Source organism: Mesorhizobium sp. M0601, assembly GCF_040320845.1.
GTDB lineage: Bacteria > Pseudomonadota > Alphaproteobacteria > Rhizobiales > Rhizobiaceae > Mesorhizobium.
Genome location: NZ_JAMYQK010000099.1, coordinates 1 through 2,403, shown reverse-complemented (window position 1 = coordinate 2,403; position 2,403 = coordinate 1). Strand labels below are relative to the sequence as shown.

At 58.5% G+C, this 2,403-nt stretch carries 3 protein-coding genes and 1 pseudogene; 3 read left to right on the top strand and 1 reads right to left on the bottom strand.

Annotated features, from left to right (window positions below; all coding sequences use genetic code 11):
- The first annotated feature begins 227 nt into the window (after positions 1–227).
- The 3 genes and pseudogenes from NKI41_RS32935 to NKI41_RS32925 all read left to right on the top strand — a co-directional run.
- Positions 228–1,178: a succinylglutamate desuccinylase/aspartoacylase family protein gene (locus NKI41_RS32935; protein ID WP_352687198.1), complete on the top strand. Its 951-nt coding sequence runs from the start codon at positions 228–230 to the stop codon at positions 1,176–1,178.
- 587 nt (positions 1,179–1,765) lie between these two features.
- Complete coding sequence (locus NKI41_RS32930; protein ID WP_352687197.1) at positions 1,766–1,897, top strand: hypothetical protein; 132 nt, start codon at positions 1,766–1,768, stop codon at positions 1,895–1,897.
- 149 nt (positions 1,898–2,046) lie between these two features.
- A pseudogene (locus tag NKI41_RS32925) lies at positions 2,047–2,256 on the top strand (IS66 family transposase); the annotation flags it as partial.
- Here NKI41_RS32925 and NKI41_RS32920 read toward each other — a convergent pair.
- The coding region (locus NKI41_RS32920; RefSeq protein ID WP_352687199.1) for a transposase domain-containing protein at positions 2,247–2,403 on the bottom strand (157 nt) is incomplete at its 5' end. The pseudogene NKI41_RS32925 and the gene NKI41_RS32920 overlap by 10 nt on opposite strands.

The window sequence follows — 2,403 nt, the reverse complement described above, 5'->3', positions numbered from 1 at the left end:
TATTACTGGGCGAACCTAGAGCGGGCCATGGCAGTACCATTGGATGACGTCATTGCGCGGTTCCGCTACCGCGCCGGTTGACCCTGTTATGTGAGCGTAGCGACCGCGAGCGGGTGCAGTCCTTCAGTCTGAGTCGACTAGCCCTAGCGGAAAAGAGTCATTATACCAATGGAGCTTGAGCATTGAACCAAGCACCACATCTAACGTTTGATCTGGATACCCCTGGGGTGAGCACGGGCTATCTTGTTGTCCCAGAAGGCGCCGACTACGAAGCTCTTTCGCTCCCCGTCTTAAGCCAGAATAAAGGCGACGGGCCGCGTCTTCTCATCACGGGCGGAAATCATGGCAACGAACTGGAAGGGCCACTTGTTGCGCGACGACTTATTGATTGGCTGCCTGAGGCGCAAATCTGTGGGATGGTAACCATCGTACCCGAGCTCAACCCGCTGGCTGTGCAGGCTTGGACCCGCAATACACCGGTGGATGGAAAGAATCTCAATCGAGAATTTCCGGGTCGCGCCGACGGGTCGGTGAGCGAACGTATCGCGGATGCTATTACGCGCGTATTATTGCCTATTGCCGACACCATATTTGATTTGCACAGCTTCGGACCGAAATGGGATATTCCACCATCGGTCATTTTGCATCCTATTGCTGATGCCAATCTCATGGCCAAGGCAGTGCGAATGGCAGAGGGTTTCAAATTGCCTGTGACATTGGTCTGGGAGCACAATGAGACAGCTGGCATGTTCGACACAGTCGCCCACAATCAGGGCAAAGTGTTACTTTGCACCGAATTCGGCGGAGGCACCGTCGGCGCCAATGATTTGGCTATCTATGAAGCGGGGGTGCGCAATGCCCTTATCGCGCTCGGACTCGTCGACGGAAAAGCGGAACCTCCAATCTTCCGCCAAAAGAAATCGAGCCGGACGCTTGAAACGCTAACATCTGACGAATTGCGATCGCCCGCACGGGGCATCTTCGAACCTCGCTGCTCGGTGCTGGAGGAGGTGAAGCAGGGCGACCTCATAGGCGTTCTGCGTTCCATGGAATCGCTCTCGGCCGGGCCCATCGAGATTTACTCGCCCACCTCGTCTATCATCTACGGCATACGATCCGGAGGGTATGTCGAAACTAATGGGGAGTTGGCGTATCTCGCGAGATCGTTGAAACGCTGAGAGGTAAGTGCTGGTTGATGGCCTGCTGCCGGTTTCGTGGACACCGAGACGTCAGAGATCGTTCTCCTGATCCATTGGGTTGGCGGCGTCCACACCGAACTGCGCCTGCCGAGGAGGCGACGCGGACAGCGCAAAAGCACTTCGGCCGACATCCTGGCCGCCGTCCGGCAACTGGTTCTCATCGCAATGATGACCTGATTGCCGGCATCCTTAACCGGAACGACCTGGTGACGGCCACGGCAATCGCTGGACACGGGAGCGGGACACTGCGCTCAGGTCGCATCACAAGATTCCGGTATTCCGGCCGGCGCCAGACGGGAACGAGCCATGGCTTTAATCTGAACAAGGCGGCGCGTTTGCTAGGCATTGCACCGAAGACCCTCAGAGGCTCGCCGCAGAAGCAGGCGAGATCGAAGGTGTTCATCCCCTGCCGGACCACCCGTGGACACCCAAAATATCCCACAGGATCGCACCCTGATCAGCAAAACCTATTCACTTCAATAACATAGACCTGGAGTGCGCCCCTGAGGGTGGACAGATCGGATTCAGGAATTGACCAGTCCTGCCGGGCTTTCGAAGAGAGAACCATGGCAAGATATCGCACTCACAGCGAGTTTAAGCGGCAGGTCGCGCAGGAGTACCTTTCCGGCGAGACGCTTCACGGATTGGCGAAGCGCCATGATGTGCAGCGCCAGCTGATCCGCGGTTCGCAAATATGAGGAAGGCGCCTTCGATGAGGATGCGCAGGCCGCTGACCTGATCCAGGAATATGAGGTGCCCGGATTGCTGCGCTGGAGCGGCTTGTCGGCAAGCAGGCGCTGGAACTGGAGTTTCTAAAGGGGGCTCTGAAAAGCGCACCGCTGAGACGGCGCCGATCGCGAGCGAGGCGCTCCGGCGCATCGCAGAAATCTATCACGTCGAGGACGACATCCGCCGCCAGCCGGCAGACGCACGTCGTGCCGTGCGCCAGGAACGGAGCCGGCCGATCCTGGCCGAGCTCGAGCCGTGGCTGCGTGAGAAGCTCGGCCTGATCAGCCAGAAGACCAGTAAGCGGGTAGCTGATGCCGTTCAGCGATGGTAGTTCCAAGGCATGAGCGCCTCGATAGCGCTGTTTGGCCAGCCATTGGCGATGCGCTCGAGGGTCTGGGTGAGCCAGGCGTGCGGATCGACCTGGTTCATCTTGGCGGTGGTCAGCAGCGTGGCGATGGTGGCCCATGTCCGTCCG

What these genes read in the sequence shown, in the direction of transcription:
- NKI41_RS32930 (WP_352687197.1), top strand. Translation starts at nt 1,766, where the DNA reads ATGGCAAGATATCGCACTCACAGCGAGTTTAAGCGGCAGGTCGCGCAG.